Here is a 19,612-nt window from a genome sequence, read left to right as displayed (position 1 = left end):
AAAAGGATGAAAATTTTAAGTTATGTTGATCTTGCCTCAAAAATCTTAAGATATAAAAATGTTCCCATTTTTCTTGCTCTGCGTTTAGCATTTTCTGCATGATCACCTTCAAAATGTTCTTCAATGGTTCCATACCAAAGATTTAACCAAACACCAAAATGTAATTCTGTAAGACTATTGTTATTTTCTTTATCTACTTTAACATGGGCCTCAAGCGGATTACCATAATATTTGGTTTTTAAAAACAAACTGGATTCCCAAAAATTGGTGAGTCGTTCTAAATGTTCGTCCCAATCTTTAATTTTATCATTAAAAAAAGGACCTAAAAGTTTATCCTTTCTAACTTTTCTATAGAATGATGTAACCAATAAATATACATCTTCTCTTGTTTTAATATCTTTTCGCTTCATTGTTTACAAAGATACCTTAACAAACTTTTAAATCATACTTTACTTACTTATTTTAGCACTATGATATCAGTTGTGATTTTAGGCGCAGGAAACGTTGCAACACATTTATTTAAGGCTTTTACTAAATCTGATGAGGTACAGGTGAAAACTTGGTACAATAGAGATATTGATAAATTAAAATCCTATAAGAATGATGTCTATATTACTAACAATTTAGCGCTTCTAAAAGAAGCTGATATCTATATTCTAGCTGTTAGTGATGATGCCATTTCAAAATTGTCATCAGCTTTACCTTTTGAAAATAAATTCTTGGTTCACACATCAGGAAGCGTAAGTGTTCATACACTGGATAAAAAAAACAGACGAGGTGTTTTGTATCCAATACAAACATTATCTAAAGATGCTGAAATAGATTTTAGCAATGTCCCTCTATGTCTAGAAACTTTAGAAAAAACTGACTTAAAAACACTAAAAAACCTTGCTGAAGCTATTGATAGTCCATATTATAAAATTAGCACCGAGCAACGTCTTACTTTGCATCTGGTTGCAATCTTTATCAATAATTTCACAAATCAATTGTACAGAATTGGTCATGAAATAGCTGATGCCAAACATATTGATTTTAATATCTTAAAACCACTTATATTGGAAACCGCAAATAAAGTACAAAATATGTCTCCGTATCTAGCACAAACAGGTCCTGCTATACGAAACGATGAAAAAACCATAAAGAAGCATTTAAAGCTTTTAGAAAACGAAAACTATAAAGAAATATACCGACTACTAACCCACTCGATACAACAAACACATGGAAGAAAAAAGTTATAAGGAATACCTAGAACATATTACAACATTTATTTTTGATGCTGATGGCGTTTTAACTTCTGGCGCTGTTATGATTACAACTGCAGGAGAGCTTTTAAGAACCATGACCACAAAAGATGGTTTTGCTCTAAAGACCGCGACGCAAGCAGGCTTTAATGTTTGTGTTATTTCTGGAGGAACCAATGAAGGCATAAGAAAACGCTTGGAAGGATTAGGAATAAAAGATATTTTTCTGGGTGCTCATAATAAGATCGAACAGTTTAACACCTATATAGATATTAACCAAATTAAAGCCAAAAATGTTTTGTATATGGGAGATGATATACCAGATATTCCTGTTATGAAATTAGTCGGTTTACCATGCAGCCCTCAAGATGCTGTACCTGAAGTAAAAGCTATATCAAAGTATGTGTCACATAAAAAAGGTGGTGAAGGTTGTGCACGTGATGTTATTGAGCAAGTCTTAAAAGTACAAGGCAAGTGGAACGGAAATTTCGATGCTAAATATGATTAGTTTCTTAAACCTCATTCGCTGGAAAAATTTATTACTGATTGCCATAGTGCAATATTTAATAAAATACGCTTTACTTATACCATTTGGTGTTACCATAACATTAAACTGGTTTGGTTTTCTACTTTTGGTTTTAGCTACACTATGTATTGCAGCTGCTGGAAATGTGGTTAATGATATTTTTGATGTAGAAACCGATACTATAAATAAACCTGATAAGGTTATTGTTGGTAAAACCATCTCTGAAAAAAGAGCTTATAACTTTTTTATCATTTTTAATATTATAGGAGTTGGAATCGGATTTTACCTATCAAATCTTGTTGGTAAAAATGGGTTCTTTGCCTTATTTGTTATCATTTCTGCTCTACTGTATATCTATGCTAGCTATTTAAAACAAATACTTTTGGTTGGAAATATAATAATCTCTATACTAATTGCATTGAGTATTATTATTGTAGGTTTGTTTGAACTGCTTCCAGTCATCAATACACAAAATCAAGAAACACAACTTACTTTTTTTAAGATTATTTTAGATTACGCACTATTTGCTTTCATTATTAATTTCATTCGTGAAATTGCTAAAGACATTGAAGACATTGATGGCGACTATAAAGCAGGTATGAATACACTGCCAATAGCAATTGGTAAAGAAAGAGCAGGAAAAATACTTTTTGTATTGTCTTTAATACCACTAATCGCAGTGGTCTATTATGTATTTACCTATTTGTATAAACAACTTATCGCAACTGGGTATTTTTTACTTTTTATTATTGCTCCCTTAATTTATGTGAGTATTAAGTTTTTTAGTGCTACAACAAAAAAGGATTTTCACAACATTAGTAATATGCTCAAAATTATCATGCTGTTTGGTATGCTTTCTTTGTTGCTTTATAAATACATTCTGTTGAATTAATGTTAAAAGAAAAACTAAAAAACCATCATATAATTTTAGCATCAGGGTCACCTAGACGTCAACAGTTTTTAAAAGAACTTGATTTAGATTTTGAAATACGTTTAAAACCAGTTGTCGAAGAGTATCCTGAATGCCTTTCTCATTATGAAATCACAGATTATCTGGCACAACTAAAAGCATTACCATTTAAGGAAGAATTAAAAGAGAAAGACATTTTAATTACAAGTGATACCATTGTTTGGCATAATAATCAAGCACTTGGAAAACCCAAAGATGAGCAAGATGCCTTCAATATGATACAAAGCATGAGCGGTAAAGCTCATGAGGTTATTACATCAATATGTTTTACATCTGTTGACTATCAAAAAACAGTAAATAATATTACCAAAGTAACGTTTAAAGATTTAACGGACGTGGAAATTTGGTATTACGTAAAAACATTTAAACCAATGGATAAAGCTGGCGCTTATGGTATTCAAGACTGGATTGGTTTAATTGGTGTCACAAAACTGGAAGGTTCTTATTTTAATGTTATGGGAATGCCAGTACATTTGCTTTACAAAACAATATTAGAGATTGTAAACTAAATTCAATATCTTTAATTTTACTTGATCAATTAATTTTACTAATGAACAATTTTTTTACGAGATACCAAGAAGAATTAATACAATCTATTATACTACTTTTTATATTTTTTATTCTTTGGTACATTTTAAGGTTTTCAATAAAAAAAATAGGAAAAAAGAGCAATATCAATGATGCACGAGTTCATTTAATTATAAGGTATACTAGTGTAACGCTATTGCTAATTGGGGTACTGATAGAAGCATTTATTTTAGGAGCAAAACCCGAAGATTTGACGGTTGTTTTTTCATCCGTTTTTGCGGTATTAGGTATAGCATTGTTTGCAATTTGGTCGATTTTAAGTAATGTCTCTTCTGGAATTATTATGTTCTTCTCTTTTCCATATAAGGTTGGTGATAAAATACAAATTCATGATAAAGATTTTCCAGTAGAGGCAATTATTGAAGATATAAGGGCTTTTCATTTGCATTTAAGATTAGATAATGGAGATTTGGTGACTTATCCAAATAACTTAATGCTCCAAAAAGCAGTGACGCTTGTTGAAAAAGATGCCATTGAAGACGATGGTGCTGATGTAGTTTAAATTAAACAATTATGGCAAAAAAAAGAACGACTGCATATAAAAAAAAGCTAGGAACAGCTCCTGGTTCAGTTATTTACACTGGGAAAAAAGAATCACAAAAACTTTATATTGAATCTTTTAGCTATACCACCGAAAGTTTAGAAGAAAAGGAACTTTTAAACATAGAAGAAGCCTTTAAAGATATAACTTCTGAAGCTATTTCATGGATTAATATCAACGGTCTTAATCATACAGATGCCATTGAAAAAATTGGAGAACACTATAATTTACATTCACTTGTTTTGGAAGATATCGTTAATGTTGGCCAAAGACCCAAAATTGATGAATACGAAGATTACCTCTTTGTAGTTTTAAAAATGATGTATTACGACAAAGATGAAAATGTGATTTCAGAACAGGTCAGCTTTATTATGGGCGAAAATTATGTGCTTACTTTTCAAGAAGCAGAAGGAGATGTTTTTGATAGCTTAAGAGATAGGATTAGATCTGCAAAGGGTAGGATAAGAACTTTGGGGTCTGATTATTTGTTATATGCACTTATAGATTCTGTAATAGATCACTACTATGTAGTTATTGAAACTATGGGAAATAAAATTGAAGACCTGGAAGATAGTTTATTCAGTGGCTCTTCTGAAAAAGAATTAAGTCATCAAATTCAAGGTCTTAAACGCGAAGTTTTAAAAGTGAGACGTGCTATTTTTCCTTTAAGAGAAATTATAAGTAGAATAGAAAAAATAGAAAGCAAACTTATTAAAAAGAAAACACTGCATTTTTACAGAGATATTTATGACCACATCATTCAAATCTCTGAAAATATTGATATCTATCGCGAAATGATTTGGGGACTTATGGATATGTATATGACCAATATAAGCAACAAAATGAATGAAGTCATGAAAGTCCTTACCATCATAGCCACAATTTTTATTCCTTTAACATTTATTGCAGGTATTTACGGAATGAATTTCGATAATATCCCAGAACTGCATTACAAGTACAGTTACTTCATTCTTTGGGGTATCATGATTATTCTTTTTGTTGCAATGCTTTATTATTTCAGAAGAAAGAAATGGCTATAATACATCTAAAATGACATGTTGACATTTTAATATTTCCTATGAGTCATTTGGCATATTTTTTGAAAAATTGCTTGTAAAAGTATTGTGTAATTTCAAAATATAAGATGATGAAAACATTAAAGTTAACTCTATTGTTTTGTCTTTTATTTTTTAATTGTTCAGGGCAAGACAAATCAAAAACTAAAGAAAACAGCATTAAACCAAATGAAAACATACAAGTAAATAAGGAATATGACGAGTTTGGAAATTTAACAAAGTATGATTCTATTTATTCCTATAGTTATTCATCAAATGGAAAATTAAACGATAGTATTAAAATGCAATTTCAAAGCCATTTTAATAATCATTCTTTTTTTAATGATTCTTTTTTTGATGACTTTTTTAAACAAGACTCTTTAACTGGTCATTTTAATCCCAAAAACTTTTTCTTTGATGGTTTTACAAATCAAGATGATGAAATAAAAAGTATGATGAAACGTATGGATTCAATACAAGACCTATTTTTTAATCAATACCAAAGAAGCATTATTCCACCAGAATCAGAATAAAAACAATAAAACCAAAAAGATCAATTTGAAATCTATAAAGAGTTAAATAAAAATTAAAACCAGCACTATTGCTGGTTTCTTTTTTATATTTGGTTTTGAGCAATTAAATACCAACTATGCCGAAATCACTTTTTACTTTAATTTTATCAACCTTATCTTTAGCTGTTATATCGGCACAACAGCCCAAAAAACCAAATACTTCAGATATATATGAATCTATAAAAAAACTTAACTTTTTAGGTTCTGTTATGTACGTTGCAGCTCATCCTGATGATGAGAACACACGTTTGATTTCCTATTTTTCAAATGAAGTAAAAGCACGAACTGCCTATTTGGCTATTACTCGTGGTGATGGTGGGCAAAATTTAATTGGTCCTGAAATTAGTGAAGAACTTGGCGTTATTAGAACACAAGAACTTTTGGCAGCAAGAAGAGTTGATGGTGGTGAGCAACGCTTTACAAGAGCCAATGATTTTGGGTTTTCTAAACATCCGGACGAAACTCTTAAAATTTGGAACAAGAATGATGTTTTGAATGATGTAGTATTATATGTAAGGACTTTTAAACCGGATGTAATAATCAATAGATTCGATCATAGAACACCAGGAACGACTCATGGTCACCATACCAGTTCTGCCATGTTAAGTGTTGAAGCTTTTGACCTTGCTAGTAACAGAAATATATTTCCTGAACAACTAAAAGTTGTTGATACTTGGCAACCAAAACGTGTCTTTTTTAACACCACGTGGTGGTTTTATGGTAGTCCTGAAAATTTTGAAAAAGCAGACAAGAGCAATATGCTCTATTTTGATACAGGAGTGTATTATCCGCAAAAAGGCCTTTCTAATAACGAATTAGCCGCTATTGCAAGTAGTCAGCATTTATCACAAGGGTTTGGCAGAACAACAACTCGTGGAACTGAAAAAGAATATATAGAATTAATTAAAGGCGATTTTCCGGCAGATGGACAAAATCCTTTTTACGGAATTGATACCTCTTGGAGTAGAATAAAAGGCGGACAAGCCATAGGGAATATATTATATGATGTTGAAGAAAATTTCAACTTTAAAGATCCTTCTGTACATATTCCAAATTTAATTGAAGCCTATAAATTAATTAATCAAATTGAAGATATACACTGGAAGGAAATTAAACTTAAAGAATTAAAATCTATAATTGAAGCCTGTGCTGGTTTATACCTTGAAGTCTCTGCTAATGAACCAACATTGGCTCCTAGAAGTCATGTAAACGTTGGTGTTGAAGTTGTAAACCGAAGTAACTCTAAAATTAATTTAAAAAGTGTTAGTATATCTTTAATTGGTTCGGTTGAAAATCCTAATATTAAATTAGAAAATAATATTAAACATAATTATGAGCTTTCTGGGACTATTCCAAATGATACGAAACCATCAAGTCCATATTGGTTAAATAAAAAAGGTACTTTGGGAATGTATAAAGTAGAAGACAAAAGTTTAATTGGTTTGCCTGAAAGTCCAAGACCGTTACAAGTACATTTTATTTTAGATTTCGATGGCTATTCAATTCCATTTTCAAAAGATGTTGTTTATAGATATTCAAAGCCAGATAAAGGTGAATTGTACAGACCTTTCGAAATCATTCCAGAGGCTTCAGCTAAAATTTCTGAAAAGGTGATTATTTTCGAAAATGATAAACAAAAAAATATTCAGGTTCTAGTAAAAGCTGGTAAAGACAGTTTACATGGTTTTGTGCAAATTGCACATCCAAATGATTGGACTGTATTTCCAGAAAAGCAAGAATTCGAAATAGTAAATAAAGATCAAGAGAAGACTCTAGAATTTACCATTATTCCTCCAAAAAATCAGAGCGAAGGTTTATTAACACCAATGGTTCATGTCGAAGATAATATATATACAAGAAAGTTAGTAGAAATAGATTATGAACATATTCCTTTCCAAACAGTACTTATACCTAGCGAAAGCAAAGTAGTAAGATTAAATATCCAAAAAAGAGGAGAAAATATTGCCTATGTTGAAGGTGCTGGTGATGTGCTTCCAGAAAGTTTAGAACAAATAGGATATCATGTTGCAATATTAAAACCAGAAGACATCAATCCTGAAACTTTAAGCCGGTTTGATGCTGTAGTTGTTGGTATTAGAGCTTATAATACCATAGACGAACTTAAACACAAACAGTCTATTTTATTTGATTTTGTTGAAAAAGGTGGTAATATGATCGTTCAGTACAATACCAATTTTAGGTTAAATGTTGATGAAATAGCACCTTATGATTTAAAATTGTCTAGAGATAGAGTGACCGAAGAAGATGCAGAAGTCAGATTACTAAATCCTAACCATGAAGTCTTGAATTTTCCAAATAAAATAACGGAAGATGATTTTGATGGCTGGACGCAAGAACGTGGATTATATTTTCCAAATGAATGGTCAGAAGAGTTCTCTCCTATTCTGTCTATGAATGATAAAGGTGAAACACCTAAAGATGGCAGTTTGTTGGTTGCAAAATATGGTAAAGGATATTATATCTATACTGGATTAAGTTTCTTCAGAGAATTTCCAGAAGGTGTTTCTGGCGCATATCGATTATTTGCTAATATGCTTTCTATCGGAAAAGAAAATCTGAAATTAGAAGCCAAACTAAATGATTAAAACATGAGTGAAAAAAAACTACATAATCAACCATGGCTTAAATTATACTCTATTGTTTTAATCGCCAATGCTATTTATATTATTTTGTTTTACCTAATCATGCAAACCTTTTAAATTATGCAAACTTTAAACTGGATTGATTGGGTTGTTCTTGCCTTAACTTTACTAACTATAGTTGGTTATGGTACATGGAAAACAAGAGGTAGTAAAAGTGTACATGAATATGTAAAAGGAGGAAATTCTGCACAATGGTGGACCATTGGTTTGTCAGTTATGGCAACACAGGCAAGTGCAATTACTTTTTTATCTACAACTGGTCAAGCATTTTCGGATGGGATGGGCTTTGTGCAATTCTATTTTGGTTTGCCTATTGCAATGGTTATTATTTGTTTGGTTTTTATTCCATTATATCATCGTTTAAAAGTTTACACTGCATACGAATTTCTGGAAAACAGATTCGATTTAAAAACCCGGAGACTAACAGCAATTCTATTTTTAATCCAGCGAGGTTTGGCAGCTGGTATTACCATTTTCGCACCGGCCATAATTCTTTCCGTTGTTTTAGGTTGGGATATCATTTTACTTAATATCATTATTGGTGTTCTAGTAATAATTTATACCGTTTCGGGTGGCACTAAAGCTGTTACAGTTACACAAAAACAACAGATGTTTGTCATCTTTTTTGGTATGCTTGTGGCTTTATTTGTGATTTTAAACTTAATTCCCGATGATGTTTCATTCACTAAAGCATTGGATATTGCTGGTGCTAACGGAAGAATGGAAATATTAGATTTTTCTTTTGATCTAGAAAACAGATACACCGTTTGGTCGGGATTAATTGGAGGTACTTTCCTTGCTCTAGCCTATTTTGGAACAGACCAAAGTCAGGTGCAACGCTATCTTTCTGGTAAATCTATGAAAGAAATGCAAATGGGTCTACTATTTAATGGTCTGTTGAAAGTACCTATGCAATTCTTTATTTTATTGGTTGGTGTGATGGTATTTGTGTTTTATCAATTTAATCAGGCACCATTAAATTTTATTGATGCATCAACCGAAAAAGTTATGGCTTCAGAATATTCGCAACAATATCTGGATCTTCAAGAAAAACAAAATTCGCTATTCAATAGAAAAAAAGAATTAAGTCTTGAACTTTCAAAAAGTGAAAATGAAGATCTACGTAAGGATTTGTTTTATTTGGATAGCATTGAAAAATTACACAGACTACAATCAAAATATCTTATTAAACGCGCTATAGATACATCTTATGCTAACAAATATGATAAGTTGAATGAAGAATTCAATAAATTGGCTCTTGATAGCGATGGGTATTTTGAAAAGAAAGAAGAATTGAATGCTTTGTATAAGGATGCTGCCAAAGACACACAAACCAATGATAGAGATTACATGTTCATTACGTTTATTCTTAAATATTTACCCAAAGGTTTAATTGGTTTATTATTAGCGGTAATTTTAAGTGCAGCCATGTCTTCTACAGCTTCAGAAATTAATGCTTTAGCTACAATTACTTCTATAGATCTATACGGAAGAAATACAAAGACAAAGAAAGATGATAATCATATGGTTAAAGCCTCTAAAGTCTTTACACTTATTTGGGGAATTTTAGCTATTATCATTGCATGTTTTGCGAATCTCGCAGAAAACTTAATTCAGTTAGTTAATATTATAGGTTCTATTTTCTACGGAAATGTTTTGGGTATATTTTTGCTAGCTTTCTTCTTTAAGTTTATAAAAGCTAATGCTGTTTTTATAGCAGCCATTATTACTCAAGTTATTGTCATCGTTGGTTGGTGGTTTGATTGGATGCCTTATTTATGGTTAAACCTTTTTGGTTGTATATTAGTCATCCTAATAGCTGTAATCATTCAACTAACACAAAAAACAAATGTCACAACAACTTAAACCCATTCGTTGGGGAATTATTGGCCTAGGTAATATAGCTCATAAATTTGCCAAAGATTTACTCACTATTGAAGACTCACAGCTTTATGCTGTTGCATCGAGAACACAAGATAAAGCCAATGAATTTGCTAATCTATATAACGCTGAAAAAGCTTATGCTATATATGAGGATTTAGCAAATGATAAAAATATAGATGCCGTTTACATTGCGACACCTCATGTGTTCCATAAAGAAAATACCATAATGTGTCTCAAAAAAGGTATTGCTGTGTTATGCGAAAAACCATTTGCTATGAATGTCCAAGAAGTGGAAGACATGATAGCTTGTGCCAGAGAAAATAACACTTTGTTGATGGAGGCCTTATGGACTTACTTCTTACCGCATTATCAATATGTTCTAGATATAATAAAAAATAAAAAGTATGGCGAAGTTTTAAAATTTGAGGCTGATTTTGGGTTCGTTGTAACACCTGACGAATCTTCAAGAACTTATAATAAATCTTTAGGCGGTGGCAGTTTATTAGATATTGGCATCTACCCTATTTTTGCTGCCTTGTCAAATTTTGGTGAGCCAAAAAGTATTGAGGCTAAAGCAACTTTTTTTAAGAACGAAACTGATTCTTCGTGTGATATGGTATTTCAATATAATAATCACAATTCCTATTTAAAAAGTTCTTTTATAGAAAACACACCTGTTGAAGCTATTATTACATGTGAAAAGGCTACTATTAAAATCAATAGAATGTTTCATATGCCTACTACAGTTTCAATAATCATTAATGGAAATGAGGAAATAATAGACTTTAGAAATAATACTATTGGCTATAATTTTGAAGCCATACATTTTAATAATCTTATTAAAGAAGGAAAAAAAGAAAGTGATGTCATGACCTTTGACTTTAGCCGAAAACTAATCAAACTACTTGATAATGTTAGCGATATTATTGGACTGAAATATTAAATAAAGAAATATATTTTTTACTTTAAGTAATTTTTGTTTGTCTATTTGTAAAGTTTGTTTTACTTTTGAACATCAATTTTAAAAACGAACAGTTATGCAAACAAATTATTTATTACCAAACAAGTATAAAATTCTAGGATGGGTTTTATTTACTATTGGATTAGCCTTTGGCATCTTTTTATTGTTAAACGAGTACGAATCAGATTTACTTAATGCAAAAGTGCTCGCAATTTACTACGAAGGAATTTTTGACAGTCAAGATGGATTCTTTAAAATAATCAATAATAATATTGTAGACGAGTTGGCAACTATTTGTATAATCATTGGAGGCTTGATCGTAGGCTTTACCAAAGAAAAAATAGAAGACGAATTTATTTATAAGTTGAGAAAGGATTCTTTGGTTTGGGCCATCATAGTCAACTATCTTATACTCATTTTTACCATTGTTTTTATTTATAACATGACCTTTTTCCATGTTTTGGTTTTAAACATGTTTACACCATTAATATTCTTCATTATTCGTTTTAATTTTTTAAAATTTAAATCTCAAAATCATGAAGAATAGTATCAAAGTACAGCGTGCTATACATGATATGACACAAGCAGATTTAGCATCCAAAATAGGAGTTAGCAGACAGTCTATAAACGCCATAGAAAAGAACAAGTACGTACCATCAACTGTTTTGGCATTAAAAATTGCCAAACTATTCAATACAACTGTTGAAGATATATTCTTTTTGGAAGAAAACGAATAAAAAAAGCGCAACTCAAGTTGCGCTTTTCATTTATATAATTAGAGTTTTATAAAGCTCCCCATTCTTTAAGAGAGTCTTTATTCATTTTTATGTAATCATCATTTTCAGATTTTTCAGCATCTGCTAACGATTTTTTAGCAAGCTCTATCGCTCCAGTTTTATCTCCTGCTTTAGCATAAATTAAAGATTGTTGTCTTAATTGCCAAAAACGAGGATTGTCGTTCATACTCATGGCTTTATCTATCCATTCTTTAGCTTTATTAATGTCTTTGCCTTCACTTAAATAATACGTTGCAGCAGCAAAATAATCGTTAAATCCTGGACCACTCATTACACTGGTTATGCTCTCGCTAACAATTTTATCTGTAGGAACAGCAAATGGAACTCCAACGTAAGCATTTTCCCAATAAAAATCTAGTGTAGCACCAGAATTTTTTAGGTTGCTAACACTTATTGTGAAGGTTTCTACACTAAAAGGAAGAGGATATACTTCGGCAGTCACTCTTGCAGCAACTTTAGATTCGTCTAATTCTGCAGGTGCTCCACCTCCATTATGGTCTGTATAAAAAATAATATCCCAACTTTCTGCTTGTGGTATTGTAAGTATGCCATAAGAACCAGCTCTTACTGCTTTACCATCTATAGAAACATCATCGCTAAAAGTAACTTTAGTTCTATAGTTAGCTCCTGTTCTCCATAGTTTTCCATACGGTACTAAATCGCCAAAAACGGTTCTACCTTTAACACTTGGACGAGAATATTCTATAGTAACATCTGTTAATCCTACTTTTTGTTCAATTTTACTTGCTGGGCTTGGTGCTGGTGTTTGTACTTGAGCATTAACGCTAATGGTAAGCGCCAAAGCAATCATCATAAGGGTGATTTTTTTCATAATTTTTTCGAGTTTTAGAGTTGTTATTTATGTATTCCATAAAAATACATATTTAATGACCTTCAAATGTTAACAAAAACTTAAATTAAGATAGCTTTTCTTCTATTTTAATTTAAGGTATAGAAAAGTTTATCTTGTAAACATATTGCAATTATTGATTTTGCAATTAATTAAAGCTAACTTCGCTAATGGTGTGATATAAACAATAATTAAAGTTCATATCATATCTTCGGCGGTAATTGGATAAATGATATCCTAAAAATCATTTATAAAATAGTATTATGGACAAGAATAAACTATTCCCTAAAACCCATATCTGGTTAATACTGCCTTTCATTGTCACAATTAGTGGCTTTTATTTTACCTATTGGACAAAATTCCTCGATGTCCCAATTTGACAGCACATACATGGACTTACTGCAACTTGCTGGTTTATATTGGTTATTGTTCAACCATACTTGTATCAAAATGGAAATATACGATTACATCGAAAAATTGGACTTATCGGATTGTTTCTAGCAGGTGGAGTTGTTTTCTCTATGTTACAAATGCTTCCTTTTATATTAAGTTCGGGAATACCTTCGGACATCGCATATGGAATTCTCTTCTTGGATTTTATTGCACTAGGAGGATTTTCTTTTTCTATTTGGATGGGTATTCGGAATGTTAAGAACATCCGCATTCATGGAAGATGGATGGTCGCGACTGTGATATGGTCATTTCAACCTGCTGTAATTAGGTTGATAGATTTTTCAATACCGAAGACTACTAATGGAAATTCCCCGTTCAATTTTACAGAATTGGTCTATATATCAAATGGAATAATATTTTTATCTATTCTTATTATAATGCTTGATGATTATAGAAAAGAAAAAGTTGTGTACTCAAGCTATACAGTGATATGCATTACGATGATTTTGATGTCTACTCTGTATAGTTATATGACTAAAGCATCATGGTGGGGTTATTTTTTAGAATCTGCATTAAAAAGTTAAATGAATCAACCTACCCTAAGATTGTATAAAAAATAATGCTTAAGTTTAATCCTAAATTTAAAGGCCAGTGCGTATTTGGTCACGCTGATTTTCCTGTGGAAAATCTTCGAATACAAAACCGCACTATTCTTATACGAAACCGATAAGCGTAACTCAAAAAACTTATCCTAAATACTCCAAAACATTCTCTTCTATCCTTTTTTGTATATCCGTGACATTTGCTTTTATAAATTCATCACCTGTAATATTTTCGTAAAGCTCTATATAACGTTCGCTCACAGTTCCTATATATTCGTCACTCATAAAAGGCACAGATTGTCCTGGTAACCCCTGAAATTTATTGGCTATAAGCCATTGTCGTACAAATTCTTTAGACAATTGTTTTTGAGCTTCTCCTCTATCCTGCCTTTCTTGGTAGCCGTTAGCATAAAAATAACGTGAAGAATCTGGCGTGTGTATTTCGTCAATCAAAACAATTTTACCCTCTTTTGTTTTACCAAATTCGTATTTAGTATCTACCAATATTAAACCTCTACCAGCAGCAATTTCGGTTCCTCTTTGAAATAGTTTTCTGGTGTAATCTTCCAATATCACATAATCTTCTTCACTAACAATGCCACGTTTTAAAATATCTTCGCGAGAAATATCCTCGTCGTGGTTACCCATTTCGGCTTTGGTAGCAGGGGTGATTATTGGTTCTGGGAATTTGTCATTTTCTTTCATACCGTCTGGCATTGGTACACCACAAAGTACTCGTTTTCCAGCTTTGTATTCTCTTGCTGCATGACCAGACAGATAACCTCTTATAACCATCTCTACTTTAAACGGTTCGCATAAATGACCAACAGCAACATTTGGATCTGGTGTAGCAATCAACCAGTTGGGTACCAAATCTTCAGTAGCTTTCATCATGCTGGTTGCAATCTGGTTCAAGATCTGTCCTTTATATGGAATCCCTTTTGGCATCACGACATCAAAAGCACTTAATCTATCGGTCGCAATCATGACTAGAACCTCATCATTAATGTTATAAACTTCTCTTACTTTTCCTTTATACACACTTTTTTGTCCTGGGAAATTGAAATTGGTATCTATAATAGTATTCTTCATTCTACTTAATTAAGCCTTTATTATTATCATTTGGCTGTAGCAAATCCCACTTATTGCCATATAAATCCTCAAACACAGCTACAGTACCATAATCATACTCTTGCGGTGGTCTAATAAAATTAACATTCTTACTCTTTAACTTTTCATAATCTCGTGAAAAATCATCAGTAAAAAGAAACAAAAACACTCTACCTCCTGTTTGATTTCCAATACTATTAGCTTGTTCTTCATTGGCAGCTTTAGCCAACAGTAAGCTACACTCTCTAGCTCCTTTCGGAGCAATAACAACCCATCTTTTCTCTTGACTCAATTTAGTGTCCTCCAACAAACTAAATTCAAGCTTGTTAATGTAAAAGTCAATAGCTTCATCATAGTCTTTAACAACTAGAGCAATATGCCCAATTCTTTGATACATGTCCTATTTAAAGTAAGAATAAAAGTTTCTATTCCCGGTTTTCTATACTCTTATATGCTGAAATAATCTTTTTAACCAATTTATGTCGAATTACATCCTTGTCATCCAGAAAGATCATACCAACACCTTCTACATCCTTTAAAATAAGTAATGCTTCTTTAAGACCAGAAATGGTACGACGAGGTAGATCTATTTGGCCTGGATCACCAGTTAACAAAAATTTTGCGTTTTTACCCATTCTGGTTAAGAACATTTTCATTTGATTGTGTGTTGTGTTTTGTCCTTCATCAAGAATCACGAAAGCATCATCTAGTGTGCGGCCGCGCATAAATGCTAAAGGCGCAATTTGAATGGTCCCATTTTCTATATACATGGCCAGTTTTTCAGCAGGAATCATATCTCGTAATGCATCATATAAGGGCTGCATATATGGGTCCAGTTTTTCTTTTAGATCTCCAGGAAGGAAACCTAAATTTTCTCCAGCTTCAACTGCAGGGCGTGTTAAGATAATTCTTCTTACCTCTTTATTCTTTAATGCTTGAACTGCCAAAGCAACACCAGTATATGTTTTTCCTGTTCCTGCAGGACCTATGGCAAAAACCATATCGTTTTTGCGCATACTTTCCACCAACCTACGTTGATTGACGGTTTGAGCCTTTATGATTTTTCCACTTACACCATGAACAATCACTTCTCCACCTTTATCAGAGGTATTGTAATCATCACTAGTATTGCTAGTTAAAACGCGCTCTATAGCATTTTCATCTAATTTGTTGTATTTGGCAAAATGCTTAAAAAGCATGGTTAATCTACGATCAAATTCTTCTAGTAGTTCTTCATCACCATAGGCTTTGATTTTATTTCCTCTGGCAACAATTTTAAGTTTTGGAAAGTATTTTTTTAAAAGTTCAATATTTAGGTTTTGGGCTCCAAAAAATTCCTTTGGACTTATCTCTTCAAGTTCAATAATTATTTCATTCAAAAGCTATTCGATTTAATTAAATTTATCAGTTAAGTTTTATTAGTTTTGTGCTTGAACAAAGCTACATAATTTTACTAGAGAACACTTAAAAAAATATCAACAATTAATACATGGCAATTATCACATTAACGACTGATTTTGGTGAAAAAGATCACTTTGCTGGTGCGGTAAAAGGAGCTATTTATAGTGAACTTCCAGAAGTAAGAATTGTTGATATCTCACACTCTGTTTCACCTTTTAACATTCCAGAGGCTGCTTATATTATTCAAAATGTGTATCATAGTTTTCCAAAGGGGACCATACATATTATAGGTATTGATTCTGAATTGAATGATGATAACAAACATATTGCTGTAAAATTAGACGATCATTATTTTATCTGTGCCAATAATGGGATTATGAGTATGCTGTGCAGTGAAATAGCGCCAGAAAAAATTGTGAAAATTAATATTCATGATAAGATACATTCCAATTTTCCTGTTCTGGATGTCTTTGTAAAAGTGGCTTGCCATATTGCAAGAGGTGGAACTTTGGAAGTTATTGGTAAAAATATTGATAGCATAAAACCAATTAAAAATATTTCACCTTATGTGAACGATGATAAAACACAAATTATTGGCAGTATCATTTACATAGATAACTACGGAAACGTAGTGACCAATATTAGAAAGAAGTTTTTTGAAACCATACAAAAAGGCAGAGCATTCGAAATATCTGCTCGCAATTATAAATTTAAAACCATTCATTCCAAATACAGTGATATTGTTAATTTTGAAATTCCAGAAGAAAAACGAAATGATGAAGGTCGTGGATTAGTAGTATTTAACTCATCTGGTTATGTGGAAATTGCGGTTTATAAAAGTAACAGTGCCACTGTTGGAAGTGCTTCTACTCTCATGGGATTAAATATTATGGATACTGTAACCGTTAACTTTTTAAAAGAATAAAGAATGTTAGTAAGAATTGTAAAAATGCATTACTTTAAAAATCACATTGGTGTTTTTCTTACTAGATTTAATCCTGCTAAATTAAGCCTACCATAATGTTTGCAATTTTAAGAAAAGAAATTAATTCATTTTTTGCATCGTCAATTGGGTATGTAGTTATTGCTATTTTTTTAATACTCAATGGATTATTTTTATGGGTTTTTAAAGGTGAATTCAATATTCTTGATTATGGATTTGCCGATTTGTCTTCGTTTTTTTTATTGGTACCATGGGTATTGATTTTTTTAATTCCTGCTGTAACTATGCGATCTTTTTCTGATGAAAAGAAGCAAGGTACATTAGAACTTTTACTCACTAAACCCATTGCTAAAAGCCAAATAGTTTTAGGAAAATATTTAGGTGCTTTCATTTTAATTCTTATCGCACTTGTACCTACTTTTTTATATGTATTCACCATCTACAACCTTGGAAATCCTGCTGGAAATCTTGACATGGGAAGCATTATTGGATCTTATTTTGGATTGTTGTTTTTAGTTGGTGCTTATACATCTATTGGCGTTTTCTCATCTACATTATCTGATAATCAGATTGTAGCTTTTATAATAGCCGTGTTTATATGTTTCTTTTTTTACATAGGATTTGAAGGCGTATCAGATTTTGTCTCAAGCAATTTTGTTGAGCAATTGGGTATGAACTCACATTATAAAAGTATGGGTCGTGGCGTCATTGATTCTCGTGATATTCTATACTTTTTAAGCATCACTATTTTCTTTATTTATTTAACAGTTAAACATATTAAAACCAAACCATTTAGTAAAAAAGACTATTCAACTCTTTTAATTATTCCTTTAGGTTTATTGGTTATTAATGCTTTTACTGTTAAAGTTGGAATATATAAACGATTTGATCTCACTGAAGATAAACGCTATACCTTAAATGATTCTTCATTAAATGTAATAAGTGAAGTTAATTCTCCCATAATTGTAGATGTTTTTCTTCAAGGTGATGATTTTCCATCAGAATTTAAGCGTTTACAAGCTGAAACCAAGCAATTACTTGAAGAATTTGCTGCTTATAACAGTCAGATAAAATTTAGTTTCATTAATCCACTTCAAGACGAATCCACTCGTGAACGTAACATACAGCAATTGAGTCAACGCGGTTTAAAACCCTTGCAGTTAAATGTTCAGGAAAATGGAAGATCGAGTCAGGAAGTTATTTTTCCATGGGCATTGGCCAGCTATAATAACAAAACGATTATTATTTCTTTGGTGAAGAATAAAATAGGTGCTTCTCAACAGGAATTAGTGACTAATTCTGTTCAAAATTTAGAATACGCATTTGCAGATGGTTTTAGTAAATTATTATTTCCCAAAAGACGAAACATAGCTGTTTTAAAAGGAAATAATCAGCTGGATGATAGGTTTTTACAAGACTTTATCTTAACACTTTCTGAATATTATAACATAGCACCTTTTACTCTGGATAGTGTTGCTAATAGTCCACAAAAAACACTTAAACAATTAGAAGATTATCATTTAATAATTTCAGCAAAACCTACAGAAGCATTTACTGAAAATGAAAAATATGTTTTGGATCAATACACAATGAACGGTGGTAAAAGTTTGTGGTTAGTAGATGTAGTTGCCATAGATAAGGATAGCTTATATAATGATTCTGGTAGTAATGTTGCTGTAACTAGAGATTTGAATTTAAATGATTTCTTTTTTAAGTATGGAGTACGTATCAATCCTGTTGTTGTGAGTTCTATGTACTCCGCACCAATTACATTGGCAATTGGAGAAGGCAGTGAGTCACAATTTCAACCTGTACAATGGCCTTATTCACCATTGGCACAAAGCACCAATAATCATCCTATTGTAAGCAATATTAATTTTGTGAAGCTTGATTTTGCCAATCAGATAGATACTTTAAAAAATGATATAAAAAAGACTATTTTATTAGAAAGTGCACCTGAAAGTAAAGTTGAAGGCACACCAATTGAAATTAGTCTGGATATTGTTACACAAGAACCAGATCCTTCTGTTTTCAATAAAGGAAGTCAAACTTTGTCTGTATTGTTGGAAGGTGAGTTTACTTCGGTGTACAATAACAGAATTAAACCATTTGAATTACAAAACCAAAAGGAAAAAAGTTTACCTACAAAAATGATTGTTATTGCTGATGGAGATGTCGTAAAAAATGACGTAAATAGAAATGGCCCACAAGAGTTAGGTTTTGATCGTTGGACAGGTCAAGTTTTTGGGAATAAAGAATTCTTATTGAATGCCGTGAATTATCTTTTGGATGACGACGGACTTATAAACATTAGAACAAAGAATATAGAAGTTGCTTTTCTGGACCATAGAAAAATAGCTGAACAAAAAATAACATGGCAAATAACTAATATCTTGTTACCATTGGTCTTAATAGGTGGATTTGGACTTGCTTTTAATTACATCAGAAAGAAAAAGTACGCTGCTTAAATGTTAATAAGTTTGTTTCCTATATTAAGCACTATAAGATATATTTG

Annotated in this window: 20 protein-coding genes; 15 read left to right on the top strand and 5 right to left on the bottom strand. The window is 31.6% G+C overall.

Annotated features, from left to right (window positions below):
- Window positions 1–20: 20 nt before the first annotated feature.
- On the bottom strand, window positions 21–410 hold the full coding sequence (locus tag AAFP94_RS13515) for a group III truncated hemoglobin (RefSeq protein WP_316663287.1): 390 nt from the start codon (window positions 408–410) through the stop codon (window positions 21–23).
- A gap of 60 nt (window positions 411–470) precedes the next feature.
- Between AAFP94_RS13515 and AAFP94_RS13510 the strand changes: the two genes are divergently transcribed.
- The 12 genes from AAFP94_RS13510 to AAFP94_RS13455 all read left to right on the top strand — a co-directional run bounded on the left by AAFP94_RS13510 (window position 471) and on the right by AAFP94_RS13455 (window position 11,738).
- Window positions 471–1,238, top strand: a complete 768-nt coding sequence (locus AAFP94_RS13510) for a Rossmann-like and DUF2520 domain-containing protein (protein WP_316663289.1) — start codon at window positions 471–473, stop codon at window positions 1,236–1,238.
- The gene (locus AAFP94_RS13505; RefSeq protein ID WP_316663291.1) at window positions 1,219–1,749 is read left to right on the top strand and encodes a KdsC family phosphatase; all 531 of its coding nucleotides are present in this window, start codon (window positions 1,219–1,221) and stop codon (window positions 1,747–1,749) included. The genes AAFP94_RS13510 and AAFP94_RS13505 overlap by 20 nt, the downstream gene beginning before the upstream one ends.
- Window positions 1,742–2,659 (top strand): geranylgeranylglycerol-phosphate geranylgeranyltransferase, encoded by a 918-nt coding sequence (locus AAFP94_RS13500; RefSeq protein ID WP_316663292.1) that lies wholly within the window; start codon window positions 1,742–1,744, stop codon window positions 2,657–2,659. The genes AAFP94_RS13505 and AAFP94_RS13500 overlap by 8 nt, the downstream gene beginning before the upstream one ends.
- Window positions 2,659–3,246, top strand: coding sequence for a Maf-like protein (locus AAFP94_RS13495; protein ID WP_316663294.1), 588 nt, complete (start codon window positions 2,659–2,661; stop codon window positions 3,244–3,246). Before AAFP94_RS13500 ends, AAFP94_RS13495 begins: the two co-directional genes overlap by 1 nt.
- Before the next feature lie 41 nt (window positions 3,247–3,287).
- Window positions 3,288–3,827, top strand: coding sequence for a mechanosensitive ion channel domain-containing protein (locus tag AAFP94_RS13490; protein WP_316663296.1), 540 nt, complete (start codon window positions 3,288–3,290; stop codon window positions 3,825–3,827).
- Window positions 3,828–3,838: 11 nt separating this feature from the next.
- Window positions 3,839–4,906, top strand: a complete 1,068-nt coding sequence (corA, locus tag AAFP94_RS13485) for a magnesium/cobalt transporter CorA (protein WP_316663299.1) — start codon at window positions 3,839–3,841, stop codon at window positions 4,904–4,906.
- A 107-nt stretch (window positions 4,907–5,013) separates the two neighbouring features.
- The gene (locus AAFP94_RS13480; protein WP_316663301.1) at window positions 5,014–5,454 is read left to right on the top strand and encodes a hypothetical protein; all 441 of its coding nucleotides are present in this window, start codon (window positions 5,014–5,016) and stop codon (window positions 5,452–5,454) included.
- 116 nt (window positions 5,455–5,570) lie between these two features.
- Window positions 5,571–8,099 carry a PIG-L family deacetylase gene (locus tag AAFP94_RS13475; RefSeq protein WP_316663303.1) on the top strand — a complete coding sequence of 843 codons (2,529 nt, stop codon included), beginning with the start codon at window positions 5,571–5,573 and terminating at the stop codon, window positions 8,097–8,099.
- A gap of 117 nt (window positions 8,100–8,216) precedes the next feature.
- Window positions 8,217–10,022: a sodium:solute symporter family protein gene (locus AAFP94_RS13470; protein ID WP_316663305.1), complete on the top strand. Its 1,806-nt coding sequence runs from the start codon at window positions 8,217–8,219 to the stop codon at window positions 10,020–10,022.
- On the top strand, window positions 10,006–10,983 hold the full coding sequence (locus AAFP94_RS13465; RefSeq protein ID WP_316663307.1) for a Gfo/Idh/MocA family protein: 978 nt from the start codon (window positions 10,006–10,008) through the stop codon (window positions 10,981–10,983). The genes AAFP94_RS13470 and AAFP94_RS13465 overlap by 17 nt, the downstream gene beginning before the upstream one ends.
- A 94-nt stretch (window positions 10,984–11,077) precedes the next feature.
- Window positions 11,078–11,548 (top strand): hypothetical protein, encoded by a 471-nt coding sequence (locus AAFP94_RS13460; protein ID WP_316663309.1) that lies wholly within the window; start codon window positions 11,078–11,080, stop codon window positions 11,546–11,548.
- Window positions 11,538–11,738 carry a helix-turn-helix transcriptional regulator gene (locus AAFP94_RS13455; RefSeq protein ID WP_316663311.1) on the top strand — a complete coding sequence of 67 codons (201 nt, stop codon included), beginning with the start codon at window positions 11,538–11,540 and terminating at the stop codon, window positions 11,736–11,738. Before AAFP94_RS13460 ends, AAFP94_RS13455 begins: the two co-directional genes overlap by 11 nt.
- 46 nt (window positions 11,739–11,784) lie before the next feature.
- Here AAFP94_RS13455 and AAFP94_RS13450 read toward each other — a convergent pair whose 3' ends face one another.
- Window positions 11,785–12,630: a DUF2911 domain-containing protein gene (locus AAFP94_RS13450; RefSeq protein WP_316663313.1), complete on the bottom strand. Its 846-nt coding sequence runs from the start codon at window positions 12,628–12,630 to the stop codon at window positions 11,785–11,787.
- A gap of 437 nt (window positions 12,631–13,067) precedes the next feature.
- Between AAFP94_RS13450 and AAFP94_RS13445 the strand changes: the two genes are divergently transcribed.
- Window positions 13,068–13,625 carry a hypothetical protein gene (locus tag AAFP94_RS13445; protein WP_316663314.1) on the top strand — a complete coding sequence of 186 codons (558 nt, stop codon included), beginning with the start codon at window positions 13,068–13,070 and terminating at the stop codon, window positions 13,623–13,625.
- A 162-nt stretch (window positions 13,626–13,787) separates the two neighbouring features.
- On the opposite strand, the gene AAFP94_RS13440 is transcribed toward AAFP94_RS13445, so the two are convergent.
- From AAFP94_RS13440 to AAFP94_RS13430, 3 genes are read right to left on the bottom strand one after another with little or no spacing between them, the layout of a single operon-like run.
- Window positions 13,788–14,735: a phosphoribosylaminoimidazolesuccinocarboxamide synthase gene (locus AAFP94_RS13440; protein ID WP_316663316.1), complete on the bottom strand. Its 948-nt coding sequence runs from the start codon at window positions 14,733–14,735 to the stop codon at window positions 13,788–13,790.
- Between the two features lies 1 nt (window position 14,736).
- Complete coding sequence (locus AAFP94_RS13435; protein ID WP_316663318.1) at window positions 14,737–15,150, bottom strand: VOC family protein; 414 nt, start codon at window positions 15,148–15,150, stop codon at window positions 14,737–14,739.
- 28 nt (window positions 15,151–15,178) lie between these two features.
- Complete coding sequence (locus tag AAFP94_RS13430; protein ID WP_316663320.1) at window positions 15,179–16,132, bottom strand: PhoH family protein; 954 nt, start codon at window positions 16,130–16,132, stop codon at window positions 15,179–15,181.
- Window positions 16,133–16,242: 110 nt separating this feature from the next.
- Between AAFP94_RS13430 and AAFP94_RS13425 the strand changes: the two genes are divergently transcribed.
- Together AAFP94_RS13425 and gldG are read left to right on the top strand one after the other, a co-directional pair.
- Window positions 16,243–17,079, top strand: coding sequence for an SAM hydrolase/SAM-dependent halogenase family protein (locus AAFP94_RS13425; RefSeq protein ID WP_316663321.1), 837 nt, complete (start codon window positions 16,243–16,245; stop codon window positions 17,077–17,079).
- 95 nt (window positions 17,080–17,174) lie between these two features.
- Entirely contained in the window at window positions 17,175–19,565 is a 2,391-nt protein-coding gene (gene gldG, locus AAFP94_RS13420; RefSeq protein ID WP_316663324.1) for a gliding motility-associated ABC transporter substrate-binding protein GldG, read from the top strand.
- Window positions 19,566–19,612: the final 47 nt, after the last annotated feature.

The organism is Gilvirhabdus luticola (assembly GCF_040117515.1).
In the GTDB taxonomy this organism is placed as follows: domain Bacteria; phylum Bacteroidota; class Bacteroidia; order Flavobacteriales; family Flavobacteriaceae; genus Gilvirhabdus; species Gilvirhabdus luticola.
This window is presented reverse-complemented; position numbering and strand designations above follow the sequence as displayed.

Excerpts from the sequence above, each read along its gene's own strand:
- AAFP94_RS13505 (WP_316663291.1), top strand. The coding sequence starts at position 1,219 with ATGGAAGAAAAAAGTTATAAGGAATACCTAGAACATATTACAACATTT.
- corA (WP_316663299.1), top strand. The coding sequence starts at position 3,839 with ATGGCAAAAAAAAGAACGACTGCATATAAAAAAAAGCTAGGAACAGCT.
- AAFP94_RS13480 (WP_316663301.1), top strand. The coding sequence starts at position 5,014 with ATGAAAACATTAAAGTTAACTCTATTGTTTTGTCTTTTATTTTTTAAT.
- AAFP94_RS13465 (WP_316663307.1), top strand. The coding sequence starts at position 10,006 with ATGTCACAACAACTTAAACCCATTCGTTGGGGAATTATTGGCCTAGGT.
- AAFP94_RS13440 (WP_316663316.1), bottom strand. The coding sequence starts at position 14,735 with ATGAAGAATACTATTATAGATACCAATTTCAATTTCCCAGGACAAAAA.
- AAFP94_RS13425 (WP_316663321.1), top strand. The coding sequence starts at position 16,243 with ATGGCAATTATCACATTAACGACTGATTTTGGTGAAAAAGATCACTTT.
- AAFP94_RS13515 (WP_316663287.1), bottom strand. The coding sequence starts at position 410 with ATGAAGCGAAAAGATATTAAAACAAGAGAAGATGTATATTTATTGGTT.
- AAFP94_RS13435 (WP_316663318.1), bottom strand. The coding sequence starts at position 15,150 with ATGTATCAAAGAATTGGGCATATTGCTCTAGTTGTTAAAGACTATGAT.
- AAFP94_RS13495 (WP_316663294.1), top strand. The coding sequence starts at position 2,659 with ATGTTAAAAGAAAAACTAAAAAACCATCATATAATTTTAGCATCAGGG.
- AAFP94_RS13475 (WP_316663303.1), top strand. The coding sequence starts at position 5,571 with ATGCCGAAATCACTTTTTACTTTAATTTTATCAACCTTATCTTTAGCT.
- AAFP94_RS13500 (WP_316663292.1), top strand. The coding sequence starts at position 1,742 with ATGATTAGTTTCTTAAACCTCATTCGCTGGAAAAATTTATTACTGATT.
- AAFP94_RS13460 (WP_316663309.1), top strand. The coding sequence starts at position 11,078 with ATGCAAACAAATTATTTATTACCAAACAAGTATAAAATTCTAGGATGG.
- AAFP94_RS13470 (WP_316663305.1), top strand. The coding sequence starts at position 8,217 with ATGCAAACTTTAAACTGGATTGATTGGGTTGTTCTTGCCTTAACTTTA.
- gldG (WP_316663324.1), top strand. The coding sequence starts at position 17,175 with ATGTTTGCAATTTTAAGAAAAGAAATTAATTCATTTTTTGCATCGTCA.
- AAFP94_RS13490 (WP_316663296.1), top strand. The coding sequence starts at position 3,288 with ATGAACAATTTTTTTACGAGATACCAAGAAGAATTAATACAATCTATT.
- AAFP94_RS13510 (WP_316663289.1), top strand. The coding sequence starts at position 471 with ATGATATCAGTTGTGATTTTAGGCGCAGGAAACGTTGCAACACATTTA.
- AAFP94_RS13450 (WP_316663313.1), bottom strand. The coding sequence starts at position 12,630 with ATGAAAAAAATCACCCTTATGATGATTGCTTTGGCGCTTACCATTAGC.
- AAFP94_RS13455 (WP_316663311.1), top strand. The coding sequence starts at position 11,538 with ATGAAGAATAGTATCAAAGTACAGCGTGCTATACATGATATGACACAA.